The 20,824-nt window shown below is 71.7% G+C and carries 19 protein-coding genes; 9 read left to right on the top strand and 10 right to left on the bottom strand.

Going from position 1 to position 20,824, the window contains the following annotated elements; genetic code table 11:
- Positions 1–9: 9 nt before the first annotated feature.
- Both ACIQZN_RS32000 and ACIQZN_RS31995 read right to left on the bottom strand, forming a co-directional pair.
- A complete protein-coding gene (locus ACIQZN_RS32000; protein ID WP_404001598.1) occupies positions 10–1,434 on the bottom strand; it encodes a glutamate decarboxylase in 1,425 nt (474 codons plus the stop codon).
- Positions 1,435–1,531: 97 nt separating this feature from the next.
- A complete protein-coding gene (locus ACIQZN_RS31995; RefSeq protein WP_404001452.1) occupies positions 1,532–2,809 on the bottom strand; it encodes an ion channel protein in 1,278 nt (425 codons plus the stop codon).
- 129 nt (positions 2,810–2,938) lie between these two features.
- Here ACIQZN_RS31995 and ACIQZN_RS31990 point away from each other — a divergent pair, with 129 nt between their 5' ends.
- Entirely contained in the window at positions 2,939–3,697 is a 759-nt protein-coding gene (locus ACIQZN_RS31990) for a MerR family transcriptional regulator (RefSeq protein WP_404001449.1), read from the top strand.
- Positions 3,698–3,797: 100 nt separating this feature from the next.
- Positions 3,798–4,502: a DedA family protein gene (locus ACIQZN_RS31985; RefSeq protein ID WP_404001446.1), complete on the top strand. Its 705-nt coding sequence runs from the start codon at positions 3,798–3,800 to the stop codon at positions 4,500–4,502.
- A gap of 46 nt (positions 4,503–4,548) precedes the next feature.
- On the opposite strand, the gene ACIQZN_RS31980 is transcribed toward ACIQZN_RS31985, so the two are convergent.
- Both ACIQZN_RS31980 and ACIQZN_RS31975 read right to left on the bottom strand, forming a co-directional pair.
- The gene (locus ACIQZN_RS31980) at positions 4,549–6,243 is read right to left on the bottom strand and encodes a threonine/serine exporter ThrE family protein (protein ID WP_404001443.1); all 1,695 of its coding nucleotides are present in this window, start codon (positions 6,241–6,243) and stop codon (positions 4,549–4,551) included.
- 143 nt (positions 6,244–6,386) lie between these two features.
- Entirely contained in the window at positions 6,387–6,881 is a 495-nt protein-coding gene (locus ACIQZN_RS31975; protein WP_018520452.1) for an inorganic diphosphatase, read from the bottom strand.
- 86 nt (positions 6,882–6,967) lie between these two features.
- On the opposite strand from ACIQZN_RS31975, the gene dacB reads away from it, so the two are divergent.
- The 7 genes from dacB (at position 6,968) to ACIQZN_RS31940 (ending at position 15,583) form a co-directional block, all read left to right on the top strand.
- Positions 6,968–8,458: a D-alanyl-D-alanine carboxypeptidase/D-alanyl-D-alanine-endopeptidase gene (gene dacB, locus ACIQZN_RS31970; protein WP_404001440.1), complete on the top strand. Its 1,491-nt coding sequence runs from the start codon at positions 6,968–6,970 to the stop codon at positions 8,456–8,458.
- 49 nt (positions 8,459–8,507) lie between these two features.
- Positions 8,508–9,641, top strand: a complete 1,134-nt coding sequence (locus tag ACIQZN_RS31965) for a zinc-dependent metalloprotease (protein ID WP_404001437.1) — start codon at positions 8,508–8,510, stop codon at positions 9,639–9,641.
- Between the two features lie 189 nt (positions 9,642–9,830).
- On the top strand, positions 9,831–10,913 hold the full coding sequence (gene tilS, locus ACIQZN_RS31960) for a tRNA lysidine(34) synthetase TilS (protein ID WP_404001434.1): 1,083 nt from the start codon (positions 9,831–9,833) through the stop codon (positions 10,911–10,913).
- A 100-nt stretch (positions 10,914–11,013) separates the two neighbouring features.
- Entirely contained in the window at positions 11,014–11,553 is a 540-nt protein-coding gene (hpt, locus tag ACIQZN_RS31955) for a hypoxanthine phosphoribosyltransferase (RefSeq protein ID WP_147971393.1), read from the top strand.
- 193 nt (positions 11,554–11,746) lie between these two features.
- The gene (gene ftsH / locus ACIQZN_RS31950) at positions 11,747–13,771 is read left to right on the top strand and encodes an ATP-dependent zinc metalloprotease FtsH (RefSeq protein ID WP_404001432.1); all 2,025 of its coding nucleotides are present in this window, start codon (positions 11,747–11,749) and stop codon (positions 13,769–13,771) included.
- A 149-nt stretch (positions 13,772–13,920) separates the two neighbouring features.
- Complete coding sequence (gene folE / locus ACIQZN_RS31945) at positions 13,921–14,526, top strand: GTP cyclohydrolase I FolE (RefSeq protein ID WP_404001429.1); 606 nt, start codon at positions 13,921–13,923, stop codon at positions 14,524–14,526.
- Positions 14,527–14,683: 157 nt separating this feature from the next.
- Positions 14,684–15,583: a hypothetical protein gene (locus ACIQZN_RS31940; protein WP_404001426.1), complete on the top strand. Its 900-nt coding sequence runs from the start codon at positions 14,684–14,686 to the stop codon at positions 15,581–15,583.
- A gap of 21 nt (positions 15,584–15,604) precedes the next feature.
- Here ACIQZN_RS31940 and ACIQZN_RS31935 read toward each other — a convergent pair whose 3' ends face one another.
- The 6 genes from ACIQZN_RS31935 to ACIQZN_RS31910 form a co-directional block, all read right to left on the bottom strand.
- The gene (locus ACIQZN_RS31935) at positions 15,605–16,090 is read right to left on the bottom strand and encodes a DUF3180 domain-containing protein (protein WP_404001423.1); all 486 of its coding nucleotides are present in this window, start codon (positions 16,088–16,090) and stop codon (positions 15,605–15,607) included.
- Between the two features lie 67 nt (positions 16,091–16,157).
- The gene (gene folK / locus ACIQZN_RS31930; RefSeq protein WP_026171402.1) at positions 16,158–16,769 is read right to left on the bottom strand and encodes a 2-amino-4-hydroxy-6-hydroxymethyldihydropteridine diphosphokinase; all 612 of its coding nucleotides are present in this window, start codon (positions 16,767–16,769) and stop codon (positions 16,158–16,160) included.
- Positions 16,766–17,125, bottom strand: a complete 360-nt coding sequence (gene folB, locus ACIQZN_RS31925) for a dihydroneopterin aldolase (protein WP_073966343.1) — start codon at positions 17,123–17,125, stop codon at positions 16,766–16,768. The genes folK and folB overlap by 4 nt, the downstream gene beginning before the upstream one ends.
- A 210-nt stretch (positions 17,126–17,335) precedes the next feature.
- The gene (locus ACIQZN_RS31920; RefSeq protein WP_404001595.1) at positions 17,336–17,815 is read right to left on the bottom strand and encodes a nuclear transport factor 2 family protein; all 480 of its coding nucleotides are present in this window, start codon (positions 17,813–17,815) and stop codon (positions 17,336–17,338) included.
- Positions 17,816–17,874: 59 nt separating this feature from the next.
- Positions 17,875–18,672 (bottom strand): dihydropteroate synthase, encoded by a 798-nt coding sequence (gene folP, locus ACIQZN_RS31915; protein ID WP_404001592.1) that lies wholly within the window; start codon positions 18,670–18,672, stop codon positions 17,875–17,877.
- A 302-nt stretch (positions 18,673–18,974) separates the two neighbouring features.
- The gene (locus ACIQZN_RS31910; RefSeq protein ID WP_404001419.1) at positions 18,975–20,804 is read right to left on the bottom strand and encodes a phosphatidylglycerol lysyltransferase domain-containing protein; all 1,830 of its coding nucleotides are present in this window, start codon (positions 20,802–20,804) and stop codon (positions 18,975–18,977) included.
- Positions 20,805–20,824 lie beyond the last annotated feature (20 nt).

The raw sequence follows: 20,824 nt of genomic DNA, 5'->3' as shown, positions 1-20,824 counted from the left end.
TGCCCTGGTTCAGTGGTGGAAGGACGTCGCCGCGTTCTGGTCCCGGGTCAGCGGGTGCGGTTGGGCGCGGAGTTCGGGCATCAGGAGGCGCAGGTCCTCCAGGAGCAGTTCCGCCAGGTCCGACGAGAAGCCGTTGCGGCACACGATCCGGAGCACGGAGAGGTCCTCCCGGTGGGCGGGGAAGGTGTACGCGGGCACCAGCCAGCCGCGTTCGCGCAGCCGCCGTGACACGTCGAAGACGTCGTACGCCGTCACCTCCGGCTTGGTGGTGAGCGCGAAGACGGGCAGCTGGTCGCCCCGGGTGAGCAGCCGGAAGTCGCCCAGTTCCTCGATCTTCTCCGCCAGCCCCGTCGCCACGTCCCGGGCGGCCTGCTGCACGGCCCGGTAGCCGTCCCGGCCCAGCCTCAGGAAGGTGTAGTACTGCGCGACGACCTGGGCGCCGGGCCGGGAGAAGTTCAGCGCGAAGGTGGGCATGTCGCCGCCCAGGTAGTTCACCCGGAAAACCAGTTCCTCGGGCAGCTCGGCGGGCGAGCGCCACAGCGCCCAGCCGACGCCCGGGTAGACCAGGCCGTACTTGTGGCCGGAGGTGTTGATGGAGGAGACCCGGGGAAGCCGGAAGTCCCACACCAGGTCCGGGTCGAGGAACGGCGCGACCATGGCGCCGGAGGCCCCGTCGACGTGGACGGGGATGTCGAGACCGGTGCGCTCCTGGAGGTCGTCCAGGGCCGCGCACAGCTCGGCGACGGGCTCGTAGCTGCCGTCGAAGGTGGAGCCGAGGATGCCGACGACGCCGATGGTGTTCTCGTCGCACAGCTCCACGGCGGCCTGCGGGTCGAGGTGGAAGCGGTCGCCCTCCATGGGGACGAGGCGCGGCTCGACCTCCCAGAACGTGCAGAACTTCTCCCAGCACACCTGCACGTTCACCCCCATCACGAGGTTGGGCTTGGCGCTCGCCGGGTAGCGGTCGGCGTTCTTGGCCGCCCAGCGGCGTTTGAGCGCCATCGCGGCGAGCATGCACGCCTCGCTGGACCCGGTGGTGGAACAGCCGACGACCGCCGAGGGGTCGGGGGCGTGCCAGAGGTCGGCGAGCATCGCCACACAGCGCCGCTCCAGTTCGGCGGTGCGCGGGTACTCGTCCTTGTCGATCATGTTCTTGTCGCGGCACTCGCCCATCAGCACCCCGGCCTGGGGCTCCATCCAGGTGGTGACGAAGGTGGCGAGGTTGAGCCGCGAGTTGCCGTCCAGCATCAGCTCGTCGTGGACCAGCCCGTACGCGGTGTGGGGCGGCAGCGGTCCGTCCGGCATCCGGTGCCGGGGCGGCGCCGCCTCCATTCCGGCGACCGGGTCGGCGACCCCGTAGAAGGGGTTGAGCGCCAGCTTGCGCTGCTCGGCCGACGGTTCGCCCTCGTGCGCGGAGCCCCGGTGGAGCGGCATCACGGACCTGCCCTTCTCGGCTCGCGCCCGCGATACCGGACGAATCCGACGATACGGACGGCCTCCGGGTCCGACATCCGGTGCTGGGCCGTCCGGCTCAGCGCATCGCCGTACCGTCCTCGCGCAGCTGCATCAGCGGCCGGCCGGTCACCAGCAGCCAGGCGGGCAGCGAGGCCACGCACAGCACTGGGAGCAGGGCCGTGTCGGAGGCGAGGACGGCCGCCGTGAACAGGCTCAGCCAGCCCTGCCGGGTGACGGCCAGCAGGACGCCCAGCACCCCGCACGTTACGGCGAGCGCCACCGGCACCCCGCCGACGAGGGCGTGGGCGCACAGGCCGAGCGCGACGCCCGAGAACACCGCCGGGAAGATCCGGCCGCCCCGGAAGCCGCAGGTCGCGGCGATCACCAGGGCCGCCGTCTTCACCACCGCCATCGTCCCGAACTCGGCGGCCGACCAGCCGTCCGGATCGGCGGCGATCGTCTTCACCTCGTCCAGCCCCTTGAACAGCGTCAGGTGCCCGCCGAGCGCCCCGAGCAGCCCGAGCGCGAGGCCGCCCAGGGTCAGGGCGAGCACCGGGTGCGGCAGGGCCCGGAAGAAGCGGTGGACCAGGGGGAACGCGTACACCGCCGCGAGGCCGAGGACCGCTCCGGCCGACGCGATGACGAGGGCGGCGAGCAGGTCGCTCCAGCCGGTGTGCCCGTACGGGGGCAGCGACAGGTCGAAGCTGGGGTGGGCGGCCAGTGACATGGTGAGCGATCCGGCGGCCCCGGCCGCGAGCGGCCCGAACAGCTTGTCCCAGAGCGCGCCGGGGCCCGGCGAGGCGGCCAGCGTCTCGGTGAGGATCAGGGCGGCGGCGACCGGGGTGCCGAAGAGGGCGCCGACGGTGCCGGCGGCGGCGAGCGCGAGCCACACCTCGCCGGGCGCGCCCGGGGCGAACCGGCGGCCGGCCCAGGTGGCCAGGGCGATGTTGGCGAGGATGATCGGGTTCTCCGGGCCCAGGCTGACCCCGCCCGCCAGGGTGAGAACGGCTGCCACGAGTACGCCGGGCACCACGAAGGGCGGCAGCGGCGCTTCGACGAGACCCATGGTCGCCGGGTCCGGACCGGCGTGGCCCGGCACGGCCCGGATGACCAGACCGGCCGCCAGGCCGATGGCGGTCAGCATCACGATCATCCACAGCGAGGAGTACCGCCCCACGGACAGCGCGTCGGGCAGCGTCTCCCACAGCACGTCCTGGAGTTGCTCCGCGAGCAGGCTGACCCCGAGCAGGACCAGGGCCGAGACCACGCCCACGGCCAGGGCGGGCACGATGAGCACGAGCAGCCGGCGGGCGGCGGGGGCGGGCTCGGCGGCGACGACGGAATCGGTCGGCATCGGCACACCATAGCGATGCGAAAGCCGTAAAACCGTTCAAATGGTGCGGGCGGCGGGCGGGACTTGCACCTCACGCGGCGTGAGGGCCCAGGCTCGTACCCGTACCCACACAGGAAGGAGCGGGGAGCCATGGAGCACTCCGTGGGACAGGTCGCCGGCTATGCCGGGGTCACGGTGCGCACCCTGCACCACTACGACACCATCGGCCTGCTCTCACCGGGCGGGCGCAGCCACGCGGGCCACCGGCGCTACGACGACGCCGATCTGGACCGGCTGCAGCAGATCCTCTTCTACCGGGAGCTCGGCTTCCCGCTGGACGGGATCGCGGCCCTGCTCGACGACCCGGACGCGGACCCGCAGGAGCACCTGCGCCGCCAGCACGCGCTGCTGTCGCACCGGATCGCGGAGCTCCAGCGGATGGCCGCCGCCGTAGAGACAGCGATGGAGGCACGCAGGATGGGCATCAACCTCACCCCTGAGGAGAAGTTCGAGGTCTTCGGCGACAAGGACCCCGACCAGTACGCCGAGGAGGCCGAGCGCCGCTGGGGCTCCACCGACACCTACGCCGAGTCGCAGCGCCGCGCCGCCCGCTACACCAAGGAGGACTGGCAGCGGATGAAGGCCGAGGTCGCCTCCTGGGGCGAGCGCTACGACGCACTGATGGAGGCCGGCGAGCCGGCCGACGGCGAGCGCGCCACGGACCTCGCCGAGGAGCACCGGCTGCACATCTCGACCTGGTTCTACGAGTGCACCTACGAGATCCACCGGGGCCTCGGCGGGATGTACGTCGCCGATCCGCAGTTCAAGGCGTTCTACGACTCCATGCGGCCGGGCCTGGCCGAGCACCTGCGCGACGCGATCGAGGCGAACGCGCACCGCCGGGCGTAAACGGTCACGGAGGCGGGTGGAACCCGGGGCCGTCCCGAGGCGTTGATAGCTTGGGGCGGCCACGCAGCCGCCCATCGACCTCATCCTGGAGCCCGGACCCTTGAATACGCTTGCGCTCGGACCGAGCTGGCTGGACCCGGACTATCTCATCGGACAGTTCGGCCTGGCCGGCGTCCTGGTCATCGTCTTCGCCGAGTCCGGGCTGCTCATCGGCTTCTTCCTGCCCGGTGACTCCCTGCTGTTCACCACGGGCCTGCTGGTCACGACCGACAAGCTGCACACCCCGCTCTGGCTGGTCTGCGTCCTGGTCGCGCTGGCCGCGATCATCGGCGACCAGGTGGGCTATCTCTTCGGCCGCAAGGTCGGCCCCTCGCTCTTCAGCCGCCCCGACTCCCGCCTCTTCAAGCAGGAGAACGTCGAGAAGGCCCACGAGTTCTTCGAGAAGCACGGCCCGAAGTCGCTGATCCTGGCCCGCTTCGTGCCGATCGTGCGGACCTTCACCCCGATCATCGCGGGCGTCAGCCGGATGAACTACCGCTCGTTCATCGTGTTCAACGTGATCGGCGGCGTCCTCTGGGGCGTCGGCGTGACGCTGCTCGGCGCCGCCCTCGGCAACGTCGAGTTCGTCCACAAGAACATCGAGGCGATGCTCGTCCTGATCGTGCTGATCTCGGTCGTCCCGATCGCCATCGAGTTCCTGCGCGCCCGCAGCAAGGCCAAGAAGGAGGGCCCCGCCGCCGGCAGCGGCGAGGTGCCCCCGCAGGACCCGTCCGCCGGCCGCCGCGGCCGCCACGCCAAGCGCTGAGCGCCGTACGCCCCTGAGCTCTGTACGCCCCTGAGGGGCGCCCCGGTCAGAAGCCGCGCGTCCGCTTGGCCGCGCGGCGGTTCGCGCCGCCGACCGCGCCCGGCACCCGCATGAACAGCCGGGAGATCTCGCTCCCCAGGTTCACCCCGATGGCGATGGCCAGGGCCGTCGCCACCGCCGTGGACAGCGAGGCGAGGCCCCGGTCCAGCTCGTTCTGCGCGACGCCCAGCAGACCGAAGTACGTCGCCGAACCGGGCAGCAGCGGCCCGATCGCCGCCGTGATGTACGGCAGCGACGACGTGTAGCGGTAGCGCGAGAACAGCTGCCCGAACAGCCCGACGAGCCCGGCGGCCGCGGCCGTCGCGGCCACCGCCGACAGGTTGCCCGTCCGGGCCATCGCCCCGTAGACGATCCAGGCCACTCCGCCGTTCAGGGTCACCGCGAGCACCGTCGCCCGCTCCTGCTGGAGCAGGATCGCGAAGGCCAGGGTCAGCAGCATCGACGCGAAGATCTGGATCACCGGCCGGTCATGCGTGATGAACCGCGCCTCCGGGTCCAGCTCGGCCCCCAGCTGAAGCCCCCCGTACAGCGCCAGCAGCACCCCGGTGACGATCGCGATGAAGAAGTACATGACCTCCAGGAGCCGCGCCGAGGCGGTGATGTAGTACCCGGTCAGGCCGTCCTGCACGCCCGCCACCAGCGCCCGCCCCGGCAGCAGCGCGAACAGTCCACCGGTGATCACCGCGGACGGCCGTACGTCCGACCAGTGCGTCAGCGTCAGCGCCACGCCCATCGCGGCGGGCGGCATCGCCGCCACCACGAACTGGTAGAACTCCGGCAGCCCGCGCCCCGCGCACAGCCAGGCCAGCCGGTCACCGAGCATCGCCCCGAGCGCCGCGATCAGGAACACCAGCGGACCACCGCCGACCAGCACGGACGCCGCCCCGGCCAGCCCGCCGGCGGCCAGCGTGAGCACCCAGCCGGGATACGGGTGCCGGTTGCGCCGGATCTCCGCGAGCCGCCGGTACGCCTCCTCCAGCGACACCTCGTCGTCGGCCGTGGTGATGTCGTCGATCAGCCGGAAGACCGCCGCGAGCCGCGTGTAGTCGGTGCCCCGGCGGCGTACCGTACGGCTCGCCGTCACCGGGTCGTCCACCAGCGACGGCTGGTGCGAGATCGACAGCAGCGTGAACGTCACGGTCGGCTCGCAGCGGTCGAGCCCGTAGCTCCGCATCACCGCGAACATCGCCGCCTCGACGTCCTCGGCGCCCTCACCGCCCGCGAGCAGCAGCTCCCCGATACGCAGCGTCAGGTCGAGCACGCGCGGAACCGGGGGCCCCGCCTCCTCATCGTGCCGCTGGACCGGCTCCGGGGCCGGGCGCTCGGCCACCGGCATCCGCAGCATCGTGCGCATCCGGTCCTGCCAGGGCGCCTCCTTGGTCAGCCGGACCATCGGCACCCCGTACGCCGGGGTGAACGCCGGCGGGGAGTCCCGGAAGTTGTACGTGCTCGGCGTGGCGAACGCCGAAGCCGCCTCGGACCCGGAAGCGGAACCCGTACCGGAACCGGAACCCGGGGCCGGGGACTCGGGCGTCACCCCCGCCGGAAGGGCGAACTCCGACGTCGGGTGGTCCTCCTCGGGCGGAGCCGCCGGCTCGGTCCCGGCAGGCTGCGAGAAGGCGCTGTGCGCCTCGTCGGACTGGGGTTTCTCGTCATCGAAACCGCCCGGTTCCGCCACCACTCGACCTCGTTCCTCCTCGGCTGCGCGTCCTCGGCCGCACTCCTGCCCAGTATGGCCACGCCCAAGGGAGGGCACACGGAACGGGCGGCACACCCGCGTGGGTGTACCGCCCGTTTCGTAGCCCGCTCACACGAAGCGGAACGTCAGTGCGCGCCGCCCTGCGCCTCCAGGCGCTTGCGGGAGGCGACGATCTCGGCCTCGGCCTCGGCGCGGCCGACCCAGTCGGCGCCCTCGACGGACTTGCCCGGCTCCAGGTCCTTGTAGACCTCGAAGAAGTGCTGGATCTCCAGGCGGTCGAACTCCGACACGTGCTGGATGTCCTGCAGGTGCTCCACCCGGGGGTCGGACGCCGGGACGCACAGCAGCTTGTCGTCGCCGCCGGCCTCGTCGGTCATCCGGAACATGCCGATCGCACGGCACTTGATGAGGCAGCCCGGGAACGTCGGCTCCTCCAGGATCACCAGCGCGTCCAGCGGGTCGCCGTCCTCACCGAGGGTGTCCTCGACGAAGCCGTAGTCCGCCGGGTAGCTGGTCGAGGTGAAGAGCCGACGGTCCAGACGAATCCGGCCGGTCTCGTGATCCACCTCGTACTTGTTGCGCGAACCCTTCGGGATCTCGATAACGACGTCGAACTCCACGGGTGGCTCCTCCATGATCAACACATACGACTGGTGGTTAAGTGTCCCTCACGCAGATGTGTGCTCGCGAAAGGGGCTGGTCAACGGTGGCCGAGCCGGTGGAAAGACCGTCGACGGAACCGCCCGGCAGGCCCGGCGGCGGTATCGCGGCCCGCCTGGGCGTACGCGGCGGAGTGAACGACTGGCAGTTCACGGCCGTGTCCGCCGTCGTCGGACTGGCCCTCGCGGCCGGCGTCGTCCTCGCCGCCGGACCCTGGGACTCGGGTCAGCGTAAGGCCGAGCGGGACCGGGCGGTCGCCGCCGAAGGCACAGGTGGCGTACATCACGACGGCGGCGACCCCGAGGGCCCCGCCCCGGCCCCCAGCGCCCCCGCCGTCCTCGCCGCCCTGTCCGCCCCCGGCACCGGCACACAGGACGCCCCGGCCGGCGCCACCCGCGACCTGCGCGCCGTCCTGGACCCGCTGCTGGAGAACGACGCGCTGGGCTCCCGTCGCGGCGCCGTGGTCATCGACACCGCCACCGGCAAGCGGCTCTACGGCAAGGGCGCCGACGCCCCCATGACGCCCGCCTCCACCGTCAAGATCGCCACTACCGTCGCCGCCCTCGGCGCCCTCGGCCCCGCCCACCGCATCCCCACCACCGTGCGCGCCTCCGACGACCTGCGCACCGTCACCCTCGTCGGCGGCGGCGACCCCACCCTGGACAAGGCCGCCCTGCGCGCCCTGGCCACCGAGGCCGCCCGCGCCCTCAAGACCGGCAAGACCCCCTCCGTACGGCTGCGCTACGACGCCTCCGCCTATTCGGGGCCCACGCACCACCCGATCGGCCCCAACGAGAACATCGCGCCCATGAGCGCCCTGATGCTGAACGAGGGCCGCCAGGACGACTCCGTCAAGGGACCCGCCGCGCGCACCGAGGACCCGGCGGGCGACGCCGCCCGCGCCTTCGCCGGATACCTGAAGGACGCCGGCGTCACCACCAAGGGCGCACCCGCCCCCGGCCGCCCCGCCAAGACGTCCCGCACCGTCGCCACCCACCTCTCCGCGCCCCTCTCCGGCCTGGTCGAACGCGCCCTCACCAACAGCGACAACGACATCGCCGAGGCCCTGGCCCGGCAGACCGCCATCGCCGCCGGGCAGCCCGCCGACTTCACGGGCGGCCGACGGGCCGTCACCGCCCGCCTGAAGAAGCTCGGCCTGCCCCTGAAGGGCGTGAACATCGCCGACGGCAGCGGGCTCAACCGCGAGGACAAGGTGACCGCCGCCCTGCTCGCCGGCCTCCTCGCCCGGGCGGCCGACCCCGCCCACCCCGAACTGCGCCCCGTCCTCACCGGCCTCCCCGTCGCCGGATTCAGCGGCACGCTCAGCAGCCGCTACACCAGCGCGTCCGGCGGCACCGGCTTCATCCGCGCCAAGACCGGCACCCTCACCGGCGTGAACAGCCTCGCCGGCACGGTGGTCGACACCCGGGGACGGCTCCTCGCCTTCGCCTTCCTCGCCTCCGGCACCACCGCCCCCACCGAGGCCCAGAAGGCCCTCGACAAACTCGCCACCGCACTCGGCGCCGGGAAGCGATGAGCCCGTCAACACCGCACCGCATCAAGGGGCGAGCACGTACGGTTGACGCATGACGAGCATCGGTGGTGCAGGGATGGTCGACTGGAACCTCGCGGTCGCGACCGCGACCCGGCTTGTGCGGCCGGGCCCCGAGATCAGCCGCGAGGAGGCCCGCGAGGTCGTCGCGGAGCTGCGCAGGCACGCGAAGGCGGCGGAGGAGCACGTCCGCGCCTTCACCCGGATGATCCCCGAGGGAACCGAGCCCGAGGACACCCCCGTCCTCGTCGTGGACCGCACCGGCTGGATCAAGGCCAACGTCGCCGGCTTCCGCGAACTGCTCCGCCCCCTCCTGGAGAAGATGGAGGAACGGCGCTCCGGCGGCGCGGGCGGCGCCGTGCTCGGAGCGGTCGGCTCCAAGGTCACCGGCGTCGAGGTCGGGATGCTGCTGTCCTTCCTCGCCTCCCGCGTCCTCGGCCAGTACGAGACCTTCGCCCCCGCCTCCCGCGAGCTCCCCGCCTCCGCCGACGGCGGCGGCCGCCTCCTGCTCGTGGCGCCCAACATCGTCCACGTGGAGCGCGAGCTGGAGGCCGACCCGCACGACTTCCGGCTCTGGGTCGCCCTCCACGAGGAGACCCACCGCACCCAGTTCACCGCGGTGCCCTGGCTCCGCGACCACCTCCAGGGCGAGATCCAGTCCTTCCTGGACGAGACCGACGTCGACCCGATGACCTTCCTGGAGCGGCTGCGCGAGGCCGTCCAGTCCCTCTCCGGCGGCCGGCCCGAGGGCGAGGAGGGCGAGGACGGCGGGCGCAGCCTGGTCGAGCTCGTCCAGACCCCCGCCCAGCGCGAGATCCTCGGCCGCCTCACCGCCGTGATGTCCCTCCTCGAAGGACACGCCGACTACGTCATGGACGGCGTCGGCCCCGAGGTCGTGACCTCCGTCGCCGAGATCCGCGAGAAGTTCCAGCAGCGCCGCGCCCGCGGCGCGAGCCGCCTCGACCAGGCCCTGCGCAAGCTGCTCGGCCTCGATGCCAAGCTGCGCCAGTACCGGGACGGCGAACGCTTCGTGCGCGCCGTCGTGGACGAGGTCGGCATGGACGGCTTCAACCGGGTGTGGACCTCGCCCAACACCCTCCCCACCAAGGCGGAGATCGCCCGCCCCGCGGACTGGATCGCGAGGGTGCACCGTAAGGCAGAGTCGTGATCAAGGTCCCCGGTACGAAGGCAACGCGCCGGTAATCACCCATCCGAGGGACCGTAGGGGCATGGGAAGGCGTGCAATGCTCGATGAACGGCATTGCTCTGTCACCATCGACGCACTCTGAGTGACGGCACTCCTTCCCGTCCCGGCACTCCGAGACACCCCTCAAGCTCCTCACGAAGGGCACCGGACATGGGTCCCCATCCTGCGGTCGCGGCGATACGCCTGGCGGTCCGCCGCGTACTCCACGACGTCATCGCCGAACACGCCGAACAGAACGAACGCGCCGGGCACGCCCCGCACCCCGAGCTCGCCCCGGCCGGCGGGGGCAGCCGCCTCGGCACGCTCCCCGCCCGCCCCGACACCCCCCTGGTGCTGGTGGCCTGCTCCGGCGGCGCCGACTCCATGGCGCTCGCCTCCGCCCTCGCCTTCGAGGCCCGCAAACTCCCGGTCCGGGCCGGCGGCGTCACCGTCGACCACGGCCTCCAGGACGGCTCCGACACCCGCGCCGCCGAGGTCGCCGCCCGGCTCGCCGCCATGGGCCTCGGCCCCGTCGAGGCCGTCGCCGTCCACGTCGGCCGCGAGGGCGGACCCGAGGCCGCCGCCCGCGACGCCCGCTACACCGCGCTCGACGCCGCCGCCGAACACCACGGCGCCGCCGCCGTCCTCCTCGGCCACACCCGCGACGACCAGGCCGAGACCGTCCTGCTGGGCCTCGCCCGCGGCTCCGGCATCCGCTCGCTGTCCGGCATGGCCGCCGCCTCCGGCCCGGCCGGCCGCTACCGCCGCCCCTTCCTCCAGCTCGACCGGCAGACCGCCCGCACCGCCTGCCTCGCCCAGTCCCTGCCCGTCTGGGACGACCCCCACAACATCGACCCCGCCTACACCCGCTCCCGGCTGCGCCACGAGGGCCTGCCCGCCCTGGAGAAGGCCCTCGGCAAGGGCGTGGTCGAAGCCCTCGCCCGTACGGCCCAGCTCTCCCGCGACGACGCCGACGCCCTCGACACCTGGGCCGCCGCCGCCGACCGTGACGTACGCGACGACGCGGGCCGGCTGGAGTGCGCCAAGCTGTACGAGCTGCCCCCCGCCGTACGCCGCCGGGTGCTGCGCCGGGCCGCCATAGAGGCGGGTTCCCCTGCTGGCTCGCTCTTCGCCCGGCACATCGAGGAAGTGGACCGCCTGGTCACCGGCTGGCGCGGCCAGCAGGCCATCAACCTCCCCGGCCGCGTCGAAGCCCTGCGGCAGGGTGGCAGACTGGTCATCCGGCAGAGCTGACGCACGAGCGGCTGACATGCAGGGCGACGGCCGCGCAGGCCCGGGACTCCACCCCCGGACCCGGCAGGCACAGAAAGAGACGCGGGTGAACGAGAAGGACATGGGCGCCGACCTCCAGTCGGTGCTCCTCACCAAGGAAGAGATCGACGCGAAGCTCGTGGAGCTGGCCGCGAAGATCGACGCGGAGTACGCCGGCAAGGACCTGCTCCTCGTCGGGGTCCTCAAGGGCGCCGTCATGGTCATGGCGGACCTGGCGCGTGCGCTGTCCACCCCCGTCACCATGGACTGGATGGCCGTCTCCTCGTACGGCGCGGGCACCCAGTCCTCCGGTGTCGTCCGGATCCTCAAGGACCTGGACACCGACATCAAGGGCAAGCACGTCCTGATCGTCGAGGACATCATCGACTCCGGTCTGACGCTGTCCTGGCTGATGTCGAACCTGGGCTCGCGCGAGCCCGCCTCGCTGGAGATCTGCACCCTGCTCCGCAAGCCGGACGCGGCCAAGGTCGCGCTCGACTGCAAGTGGGTCGGCTTCGACATTCCCAACGAGTTCGTCGTCGGCTACGGGCTGGACTACGCGGAGAAGTACCGCAACCTCCCCTTCGTCGGGACCCTCGCCCCGCACGTATACGGAGGCTGAGGGCCCGCGGACCCGTCGCAGGGCCCGCCGGGAACCCTCACGGGCCGCCCGCCGTTGAGCCTTCGAGGCGCGATTGCCGGACGTCCGAGGCGGACGCCGGTGACCATGCTGGGGTACCGTCCGAAGAACAGTCTTTACTCACAGCAGCATTTACCTACGGGCAGGAGGGACGGGGCGTCTTCGCCTCGTATGGATGGACGTGAAGCGATACTTCCGTGGGCCGGTCATGTGGATCGTGCTGGCCGTCCTCGCCGTGGTCGTGTTGATGAATGTCGTCGGCTCGGGCGGCGGCTACAAGACGGTGGACACCGGACAGGTGATCCAGGCGATCAGCAAGAACCAGGTGGACCAGGCCAAGCTCACCACCGGTGACGATCACATCATCAAGATCGAACTGAAGGACGGTCAGAAGCTGTCCGGCGAGTCCGGCAGCAAGTTCCAGGCGAGCTACATCGGCAACCAGGGCGTCCAGCTCGCCGACATGCTCCAGAAGAAGTACGAGAGCGGCGACATCAAGGACGGGTACACCGTCTCGCCGTCGAAGCAGTCCCCGTTCGTCTCGATCCTCTTCTCACTGCTGCCGTTCGTCCTCATCGTGGTCGTCTTCCTGTTCCTGATGAATCAGATGCAGGGTGGCGGCTCCAAGGTCATGCAGTTCGGCAAGTCCAAGGCCAAGCTGATCACCAAGGACACCCCGAAGACGACGTTCGCCGACGTGGCGGGCTCGGACGAGGCGGTCGAGGAGCTCCACGAGATCAAGGAGTTCCTGCAGGAGCCGGCCAAGTTCCAGGCCGTCGGCGCCAAGATCCCCAAGGGCGTCCTGCTCTACGGGCCTCCCGGTACGGGCAAGACCCTGCTCGCGCGCGCCGTCGCGGGCGAGGCGGGCGTCCCGTTCTACTCGATCTCCGGCTCCGACTTCGTGGAGATGTTCGTCGGTGTCGGCGCCTCCCGCGTCCGCGACCTCTTCGAGCAGGCCAAGGCGAACGCCCCGGCGATCGTCTTCGTCGACGAGATCGACGCCGTCGGCCGCCACCGCGGCGCCGGCATGGGCGGCGGTCACGACGAGCGCGAGCAGACGCTCAACCAGCTGCTCGTCGAGATGGACGGCTTCGACGTGAAGGGCGGCGTCATCCTGATCGCCGCCACGAACCGCCCGGACATCCTCGACCCGGCGCTGCTGCGCCCGGGCCGCTTCGACCGGCAGATCGCGGTCGACCGGCCGGACATGCAGGGCCGTCTGGAGATCCTGAAGGTCCACCAGAAGGGCAAGCCGGTGGCCCCGGACGTCGATCTCGGCGCCGTCGCCCGCCGCACGCCCGGCTTCACCGGTGCCGACCTGTCGAACGTGCTGAACGAGGCCGCGCTCCTGACGGCGCGCAGCAACCAGAAGCTCATCGACAACGCGATGCTGGACGAGGCCATCGACCGCGTCGTGGCGGGTCCGCAGAAGCGGACCCGGATCATGTCCGAGAAGGAGAAGAAGATCACCGCGTACCACGAGGGCGGACACGCCCTGGTCGCGGCGGCTTCCCCCCAGTCGGACCCGGTCCACAAGATCACGATTCTCTCCCGCGGCCGCGCCCTCGGTTACACGATGGTGCTCCCGGAGGAGGACAAGTACTCCACGACGCGCAACGAGATGCTCGACCAGCTCGCGTACATGCTGGGCGGGCGCGCGGCCGAGGAGCTGGTCTTCCACGACCCGACCACCGGCGCCGCGAACGACATCGAGAAGGCCACGGCAACGGCCCGCGCGATGGTCACGCAGTACGGCATGACCGAGCGGCTCGGCGCGATCAAGTTCGGCGGCGACAACACCGAACCGTTCGTGGGCCGCGAGATGGGCCATCAGCGCGACTACTCGGAAGAGGTCGCCGCGCTGGTGGACGAAGAGGTCAAGAAGCTCATCGAGACCGCCCACAACGACGCGTGGGAGATCCTCGTCGAGAATCGCGACGTGCTGGACACCCTGGTCCTCCGCCTCCTGGAGAAGGAGACCCTGGGCAAGGAGGAGATCGCCGAGATCTTCGCCCCGATCGTCAAGCGCCCGGCCCGCCCCGCGTGGACCGGCTCCGCCCGGCGCACCCCGTCCACCCGTCCGCCGGTCCTCTCCCCGAAGGAGCTCGCCCTCACCAACGGCGCGAGCACGGCCGCCGGCTCGGTCACGGACACCGTCCCGAGCACGGAGACCCTCCCCGAGGAGCGTCCCGAGAGCTAGTCACCGACCCGGTGTGTCCCCCGTCACGGGGCTCCCACCAGGCCCGGAATGGATGCCGCGTCCCCCAGGTTCTAGCCTGTTGGGGGCGCGGCTTTTCCGTACACCTGCGCGGATGCCCCCGCAGTGACCGCTCAAGGAACGAGGCACACATGACCGACCCGGTGACGCTGGACCCCCAGGGGCCGATCGGCGAGTTCGACGAGAAACGTGCCGAGGCCGCTGTCCGGGAGCTGCTGCTGGCCGTGGGCGAGGACCCCGACCGCGAGGGCCTGAAGGAGACGCCGGGGCGGGTGGCGCGGGCGTACAGGGAGATCCTCGCCGGTCTGCGGCAGGAGCCCGAGGATGTCCTGACGACGACATTCGACCTGGGGCACGACGAGATGGTCCTGGTGAAGGACATCGAGATCATGAGCCTCTGCGAGCACCACCTGCTCCCGTTCCATGGGGTGGCACACGTCGGATACATCCCTGCGGAGAGCGGCAAGATCACGGGTCTGTCCAAGCTGGCGCGTCTTGTCGATGTCTTCGCCCGGCGACCGCAGGTCCAGGAGCGGCTGACCACGCAGGTCGCGGATGCGCTGATGCGGATCCTGGAGGCGCGCGGTGCGATCGTCGTCGTCGAGGCGGAGCACATGTGCATGTCCGTCCGCGGCATCCGGAAGCCGGGTGCGAAGACGACGACGTCCGCGGTGCGCGGACAGCTGCGTGACGCATCCACCCGGGCCGAGGCGATGAGCCTGATACTGGCGCGATAGCCGGATTGTCAGTGCTGCGACGTAACCTCCCGAATCAGGCATGGCCGTGTGATTCGGGAGGTTGGTCATGGGGGGATTACCGAGTCGGCAGACGGTGAACGTCGTCGGAGGGCGCGGTCGGGCCGCGAGCGTGAGTGTGGGTTCGCGGTTGTGGACATTGGACGGCGACCGTACGGTTCCGACCGACGTCGTCGCCGTGAGCGCTGTCAAGGGGCGTGCCGCGGTGGACGTGAGGACCAGCCACACGACGTTCACCGTGGCCCCGGACCAACTGCTCGGGACCCCTGACGGCTGGGTGCACGCCCGGGACTCGGCCGGGACAGTGCTGGCCTGGGCACACGCCAGGAAGCTGTGCCGGGAGAGGCTGACCATCAGGCCCGGGTACGAATTCGGCTACTTCGTCGGCGCGACGTGTGCCGACGGAACGGTGGGTACGAACTACGTCTCGCTCGTGGTGAACGACGAGGCGTTCGCAGCCGAGTACGCCCGGTGCCTGAGCGCGGCCACAGGGTTGCGTGCCCGGCTGGAGGCCGTGACACGCCCGTCTGGCTATCTCGGGCGGGATGTTCCAGGGTTCCGCGTGCGAGTGGTTTCCTCGTACCTTGCGGATGCCCTGCGCCAGTACGTCGGGGGCGATGCCCACCATATGAGGCAACGCTTTCCCCGTGTGGTTCTCAGGGACAGGGACGTGTTCGACGGCTTCCTTGACGGATACGCCGACGGTGACGGCTGCCGGAGCAAGACCTGGGCCGGACGCGTCCTCGTCAGCGCCAACGTCGGCTTCCTGACCGAGTTGGCGCAGGTGATCGGAGCGAGGTTCACTCCGAGGCTGCAGGGGGCGAACGCCTCCCACCTGGTGGTTGTCGACAATTGGCCCGCACGTGGGACGTTCAGGCCCGAGCGGCATGCTGTTCAGCCCAAGGAGGCAGCATGGGTGGAAGTGCTCGAAGTGCGTGAGCGCCCCGCGGCGGGCAAACCGTTCACGTTCTACGACTACCGGCTCGACCCGTTTCCGACCTTCCTGGTCAACGGGCACCTTGCCCGCCAGGCTTGGTGACGGGCGTCCGGGAGGCCGGCGCTACGCCGCCGCCGCGTCCGGCTTGTTGTCGTCCTTGTCGTCCGGGAGCTTGCAGATGTGCTCCAGGAAGAGGGCGGCGGCGATGACCGCGAGGCCGGCCAGGACCGCGAAGGCGGCGTAGATGGCCTGGTCGCGGCGGGGTGGGTTGTCCAGGGAGCCGAGCAGGAAGACGGCCGTGCCGCCGTACATGCCGGAGACCAGGGCGACGACCAGGGCGCTCGCCTGCGCGAAGACCAGGGCGCGGGCGGCCATCATGGGCTCGACACCCTTCGCGTCCGGGCGGCGCTCGCGCTGGGCGCGCAGGCGGGCGCGGAGGGACAGCGCCGTGGCCAGCAGGACGACGGCGATCAGCGCCAGGACGATGGGCGCGAAGAGCGGGACGCTCGGCAGCGTGCCCAAGGAGTCCCAGAGGCGGGCGGCGCCCCAGGAGAGGACTCCGGCGGCGGCGAAGAGGCCGGCCAGGACTCCGAGCCGTAGTTGCTTCACCCCGTGAGCCGCCCTTCGCCGCCTGTGTCCGTCGTGTCCTTCGTGCTGTGTTCTGTGAGCCTAACGACTACTCGGGCAGCCGGAGTTCCAGGTCGGCCCGGGGGAGCACACCGTCGCGCCCGACACCGGTCAGCAGATCGGCGACCGGGCCCGCGCCGGGCAGCTGGGCCTCGGGGTCCACGTCGTGCCAGGGGGCGAGGACGAAGGCGCGCTCGCGGGCCCGGGGGTGGGGCAGGGTGAGCACGGGGTCGTCGGAGACGACATCCGCGTACGACACGATGTCGACGTCGATGGTGCGCGGACCCCAGCGCTCCTCGCGGACCCGTTCGAAGGCTTCCTCGATGGCCTGGCCGCGCTCCAGGAGCGAGGACGGGGGCAGCGTCGTCTTCACGACGATCACCGCGTTGAAGTACGAGGGCTGGGAGCCGGGGTCGACGCCCCAGGGCTCCGTCTCGTACACCGGGGAGACCGCCTTGACCCGGAGGCCGGGGGTGTCCTCCAGGGCGTCGATGGCGCCCTGGAGCGTCTCCAGGCGGTTGCCCAGGTTGGCGCCGAGCGAGAGCACGGCCATTTTGGGGTTGGAAAGGGTGATGTCCGCGGCGTCCACCTGCTCGACCACGGAGGCGGGCACCGGCTGTACGGTCGGGTCGCTCTGCCCTTCGGTGGAAAATGCAGTCATGCTCGGCTCCGGGTGATGGTGATGGTGACGTCGTCGAACGGGACGGTGATGGGCGCGTCCGGCTTGTGCACCACGACCTCCACCTCCTCGACGCCGTCGTGCTTGAGGCACTGTTGGGCGATGCGCTCGGCGAGCGTCTCGATCAGGTCGACCGGCTCGCCCTGGACCACGGCGACGACCTCCTCCGCGACCACGCCGTAGTGCACGGTCTTCGTCAGGTCGTCGGTGGCTGCCGCGGGGCGGGTGTCGAGGCCGAGCACCAGGTCCACGATGAACGTCTGTCCCTCTTCCCGTTCCCGGGGGAAGACGCCATGGTGCCCGCGGGCCTTGAGGCCGCGCAGCGCGACACGATCCACGCGAATCACTCCTGCTGTCGTTGGTCCGGGGGCACCGGGCCGCGTGCGGGCGGCCGGGTGCCCGATTTCGAATCTACCTGCGAGCACCGACAGCCCTCCCCCGTGGGGGCCGGGCCTGCGGGCGCGGAACAGATAGCCGCTGATACCCCGAAGTGGCCGGGGCCAATCACCCCGGACCGGCTTTCCTGCCCGAAAGAGGGCCGGGCCGGCTCAGGGTGTGGGGTCTTCGTCCTCTTCTTCGCCGGTTTCGGCCAGTACGGGCGAACCGTGGTGCGACCAGAGCTTCCAGCCGTCCGGAGTGCGGCGGAACACATTCGTGGCGACGACGAGCTGCCCGACGAGGGGGCCGAGCGAGGCACCCTCCTCGGCGGGGCCGCCGCTGAGGATGTTCTCGGTGCAGGTCACCAGCGCGGTGTCGTCGGTCATGGAGACGTCGACGTCGGTCAGGAAGAACTGGATGTACTCGGTGTTCGCCATGATCAGCGCGTAGCTGCGCAGCACCTCGCGCCGCCCGCTGAGCACCGGCCAGCCCGGGTGGACGCAGGAGACCGTCAGCTCCTCGTCCGGCAGCCAGGCGGCCGTCAGCGCGTCCAGGTCACCGCGCTCCACGGCCTCGTAGTACGCGGTGTTGGCCTGCTCGACGGCCGCGATGTCGGCGGCGGCGCCCGCGTGCTCGTCGCCCGGGGTCACCCCCTCGCCAGGCCCGGTCGCCTCGTCGCCCGGGCCGGTCGCCTCGTCGTCCGCCCCGGTCACGCGGCTCCCTCGATCGCGCGGGCGACCCGGACGGCGTCGGCGGTGGCCCGTACCTCGTGGACGCGGACCGCCCAGGCGCCGGCCCGGGCGGAGAGGGCGGAGACGGCGGCCGTGGCGGCGTCGCGCTCGCGGGCGGGCGGCGGGGCGGCGCCCTCGCGGGCCAGGACATGGCCCAGGAACCGCTTGCGGGACGCGGCGACCAGCAGGGGGCGGCCGAGGGCGTGCAGCGCGTCCAGCCCGGCCAGCAGCGCCAGGTCGTGCGGGGCGTCCTTGGCGAAGCCGAGCCCGGGGTCGATCACGAGGCGTTCCGGGGCGATGCCACCGGCCACCACCGCGTCCATCCGGGCGCGCAGCTCGTCGGTGACCTCGCCGACCACGTCCCCGTACACCGCCCGGCTGTTCATCGACTCGCTGAAGCCGCGCCAGTGCATGACGACGAACGGGGCGCCGGCGGCGGCGACCACGGGGACCATGTCCGGATCGGCCTGGCCGCCGCTGACGTCGTTGACGAGGACCGCGCCGGCGGCGATGGCCTGCTCGGCGACCCGGGCACGCATGGTGTCGACGGAGACCGTGACGCCCTCCGACGCCAGGCCCCGGACGACCGGGACCACCCGGCGCAGCTCCTCGGACTCGTCCACCCTGCTGGCGCCGGGGCGGGTGGACTCGCCGCCCACGTCCACGAGGTCGGCGCCCTCGGCGACCAGGTCCAGGCCGTGCTTGACGGCCCTCGTGGTGTCGAACCAGCGGCCCCCGTCGGAGAAGGAGTCGGGGGTCACGTTGACGACCCCCATGACCGCGCAGCGGTCCCACTCCGGCAGACCCTGGACCGTTCGACGCAACGTACTCATACGACCAGCCTAGGGCCTGCCTTCAAGCTCCCCTCGTCGCCCGGAGGGCGGCCGCGCGGCGTCTGGTGCATCCCCAAGTTCTCGGCTTCGCTCGAACAGGGGAGACCCCACTCCTCGCTGCACCGGCCGCGATCCCTCGTACTGGACGTACTAGGGATCTCGGCCGGTGCAGCGAGAGTGCGTGCCAGGCGTCGCACGGCAGAGGGGAGCTTGAAGGCAGGCCCTGGGGCCCGTACGGCGAGGCGCTACGCCGTACGGGCGTCCTGCTCGCCCGCCTGGGGCCGCGCGTGGGCGCACGGGCGGCGCGGGGCGAACCGGAGGGGGCGGGGGAGCGCCAGGTGCACGAAGCCCTCGGCCTGCATCGCGGCGAAGGAGATGCGGGGCAGGTCGCGGGCGGTGCGGTAGACCACGAAGCGGGGCTCCCAGCGCGGCCGGAACTTCGCGTTGAACTTGTACAGCGACTCGATCTGGAACCACCGCGAGAGGAAGATCAGCAGCCCGCGCCAGACCCGCAGGACGGGTCCCGCGCCCAGCTTCTCGCCCCGGGCGAGCGCGGAGCGGAACATCGCGAAGTTCAGCGAGACCCGGCTGACGCCGAGCCGGGGCGCGGCCTGGAGCGAGGCGACGATCAGCAGCTCGTTCATGCCGGGGTCGGCGGAGCGGTCGCGGCGCATCAGGTCGAGGGACATCCCGTCGCTGCCCCAGGGCACGAAGTGGAGCACGGCCTTCAGGTCGCCGTACGGGGAGCCGGCGCTCTGCTCGTCCGCCTTGTGGGCGGTGGCGACGAAGCAGTCCAGGTCGGCGGTGTCGCCGATCCGGCCGAGCGCCATGGAGAAGCCGCGTTCGGTGTCGGTGCCGCGCCAGTCGCCGGCGGCCCGGCGGATGCGGGCGAGTTCTGCCTCGCCGATGTCGGCCACGCGCCGGACGCGGGTCTCGTAGCCGTTGCGCTCAATGCGCTTCACCATCTGGCGTACGTTGCGCATCGCGCGTCCGGCGAGGGAGAAATCCGCGACGTCCACCACCGCCTCGTCGCCCAGCTCCAGGGCGGTGAGTCCGGTCTCGCGGGTCCAGACCTCGCCGCCCGTCTCGCCGCACCCCATGACGGCGGGGGCCCAGGAGTGCGCCCGCGCCTCGTCCATGAAGCGTTCGATCGCGCCGGGCCACGCCTCCACGTCACCGATCGGGTCCCCGCTGGCGAGCATCACGCCGGAGACCACGCGGTAGCAGACGGCGGCCTTGCCGCTGGGCGAGAAGACGACGGCCTTGTCGCGGCGGAGCGCGAAGTGCCCGAGCGAGTCGCGCCCGCCGTGCCGTGCCAGCAGGGCGCGCAGCCGGGCCTCGTCGTCCTCGGTGAGCCGGGCGGCCGGGTGTTCGGGGCGGAAGGCCAGGTAGATGGTGGTGACGGCGGTCAGCAGGCCGAGGGCGCCGAGCGAGCAGCCAACGGTCCAGGAGGTGTCCCCGGAGTAGTCGACGGGCCCCTCGAAGCCGACCAGGCCGTACAGCACGTGCTGGAGGCGGTCGGCGATGCTGGGGCTGCCGACCAGGCGGCGCGGGTGGGCGCTGACGATGACCAGGCCGAGGCCGAGCGAACCGGCGCCGAGCAGCACGAAGTTGGCCAGGGCCCGCCACCGGCTGCGCGGGTCGGGCAGGGCGGCGAACTCGCGCCGGTGACGTACCAGCAGGTAGCACAGCGTCAGCGAGACCAGGGCGCCGAGAACCGAGTGCCGGTAGCTGAACTGGGCCAGCGCGCCCGCCGGGAGCAGGACGACGGCGGCCCGCCAGGCGCGGCGCTTGTGGCGCTTGAGGCCGTGGGCCAGGAGCAGCAGCAGGACCCCGGCGCTGAGCGAGAGCGCGGCCGCGAACGGGCCGAGGGCCCCGGGAAGGACCTCGGCCAGACTGTGCATGCGGCTGTGCCGGAAGCGCGGGAACACCCCGGCGGCGACGTCGATCAGTCCGACGGCGGTGCAGGCGGTGCCGACGAGCGCGGGCACGGCTTCCGGCCGGGGGCCGCGCACGAACGCACGTGCGCGAACCGGAACCGATCCTGATTTATCCCCATCTAGCGTGACAGACATCGCTTCCCGTGGTTCCGCGA

Origin of the sequence: Streptomyces sp. NPDC097595 (assembly GCF_044761525.1) — a bacterium.
GTDB classification, from domain to species: Bacteria; Actinomycetota; Actinomycetes; order Streptomycetales; family Streptomycetaceae; genus Streptomyces; species Streptomyces drozdowiczii_A.
Note: the sequence above shows the minus strand (reverse complement) of the source record. Positions and strands in the feature narration are given on the sequence as shown.

What these genes read in the sequence shown, in the direction of transcription:
- hpt (WP_147971393.1), top strand. Translation starts at nt 11,014, where the DNA reads ATGGGCGCCGACCTCCAGTCGGTGCTCCTCACCAAGGAAGAGATCGAC.
- ACIQZN_RS31995 (WP_404001452.1), bottom strand. Translation starts at nt 2,809, where the DNA reads ATGCCGACCGATTCCGTCGTCGCCGCCGAGCCCGCCCCCGCCGCCCGC.
- ACIQZN_RS31965 (WP_404001437.1), top strand. Translation starts at nt 8,508, where the DNA reads ATGACGAGCATCGGTGGTGCAGGGATGGTCGACTGGAACCTCGCGGTC.
- ftsH (WP_404001432.1), top strand. Translation starts at nt 11,747, where the DNA reads ATGGACGTGAAGCGATACTTCCGTGGGCCGGTCATGTGGATCGTGCTG.
- ACIQZN_RS31910 (WP_404001419.1), bottom strand. Translation starts at nt 20,804, where the DNA reads ATGTCTGTCACGCTAGATGGGGATAAATCAGGATCGGTTCCGGTTCGC.
- folE (WP_404001429.1), top strand. Translation starts at nt 13,921, where the DNA reads ATGACCGACCCGGTGACGCTGGACCCCCAGGGGCCGATCGGCGAGTTC.
- ACIQZN_RS32000 (WP_404001598.1), bottom strand. Translation starts at nt 1,434, where the DNA reads ATGCCGCTCCACCGGGGCTCCGCGCACGAGGGCGAACCGTCGGCCGAG.
- ACIQZN_RS31990 (WP_404001449.1), top strand. Translation starts at nt 2,939, where the DNA reads ATGGAGCACTCCGTGGGACAGGTCGCCGGCTATGCCGGGGTCACGGTG.
- folK (WP_026171402.1), bottom strand. Translation starts at nt 16,769, where the DNA reads ATGACTGCATTTTCCACCGAAGGGCAGAGCGACCCGACCGTACAGCCG.
- folP (WP_404001592.1), bottom strand. Translation starts at nt 18,672, where the DNA reads ATGGGGGTCGTCAACGTGACCCCCGACTCCTTCTCCGACGGGGGCCGC.
- tilS (WP_404001434.1), top strand. Translation starts at nt 9,831, where the DNA reads ATGGGTCCCCATCCTGCGGTCGCGGCGATACGCCTGGCGGTCCGCCGC.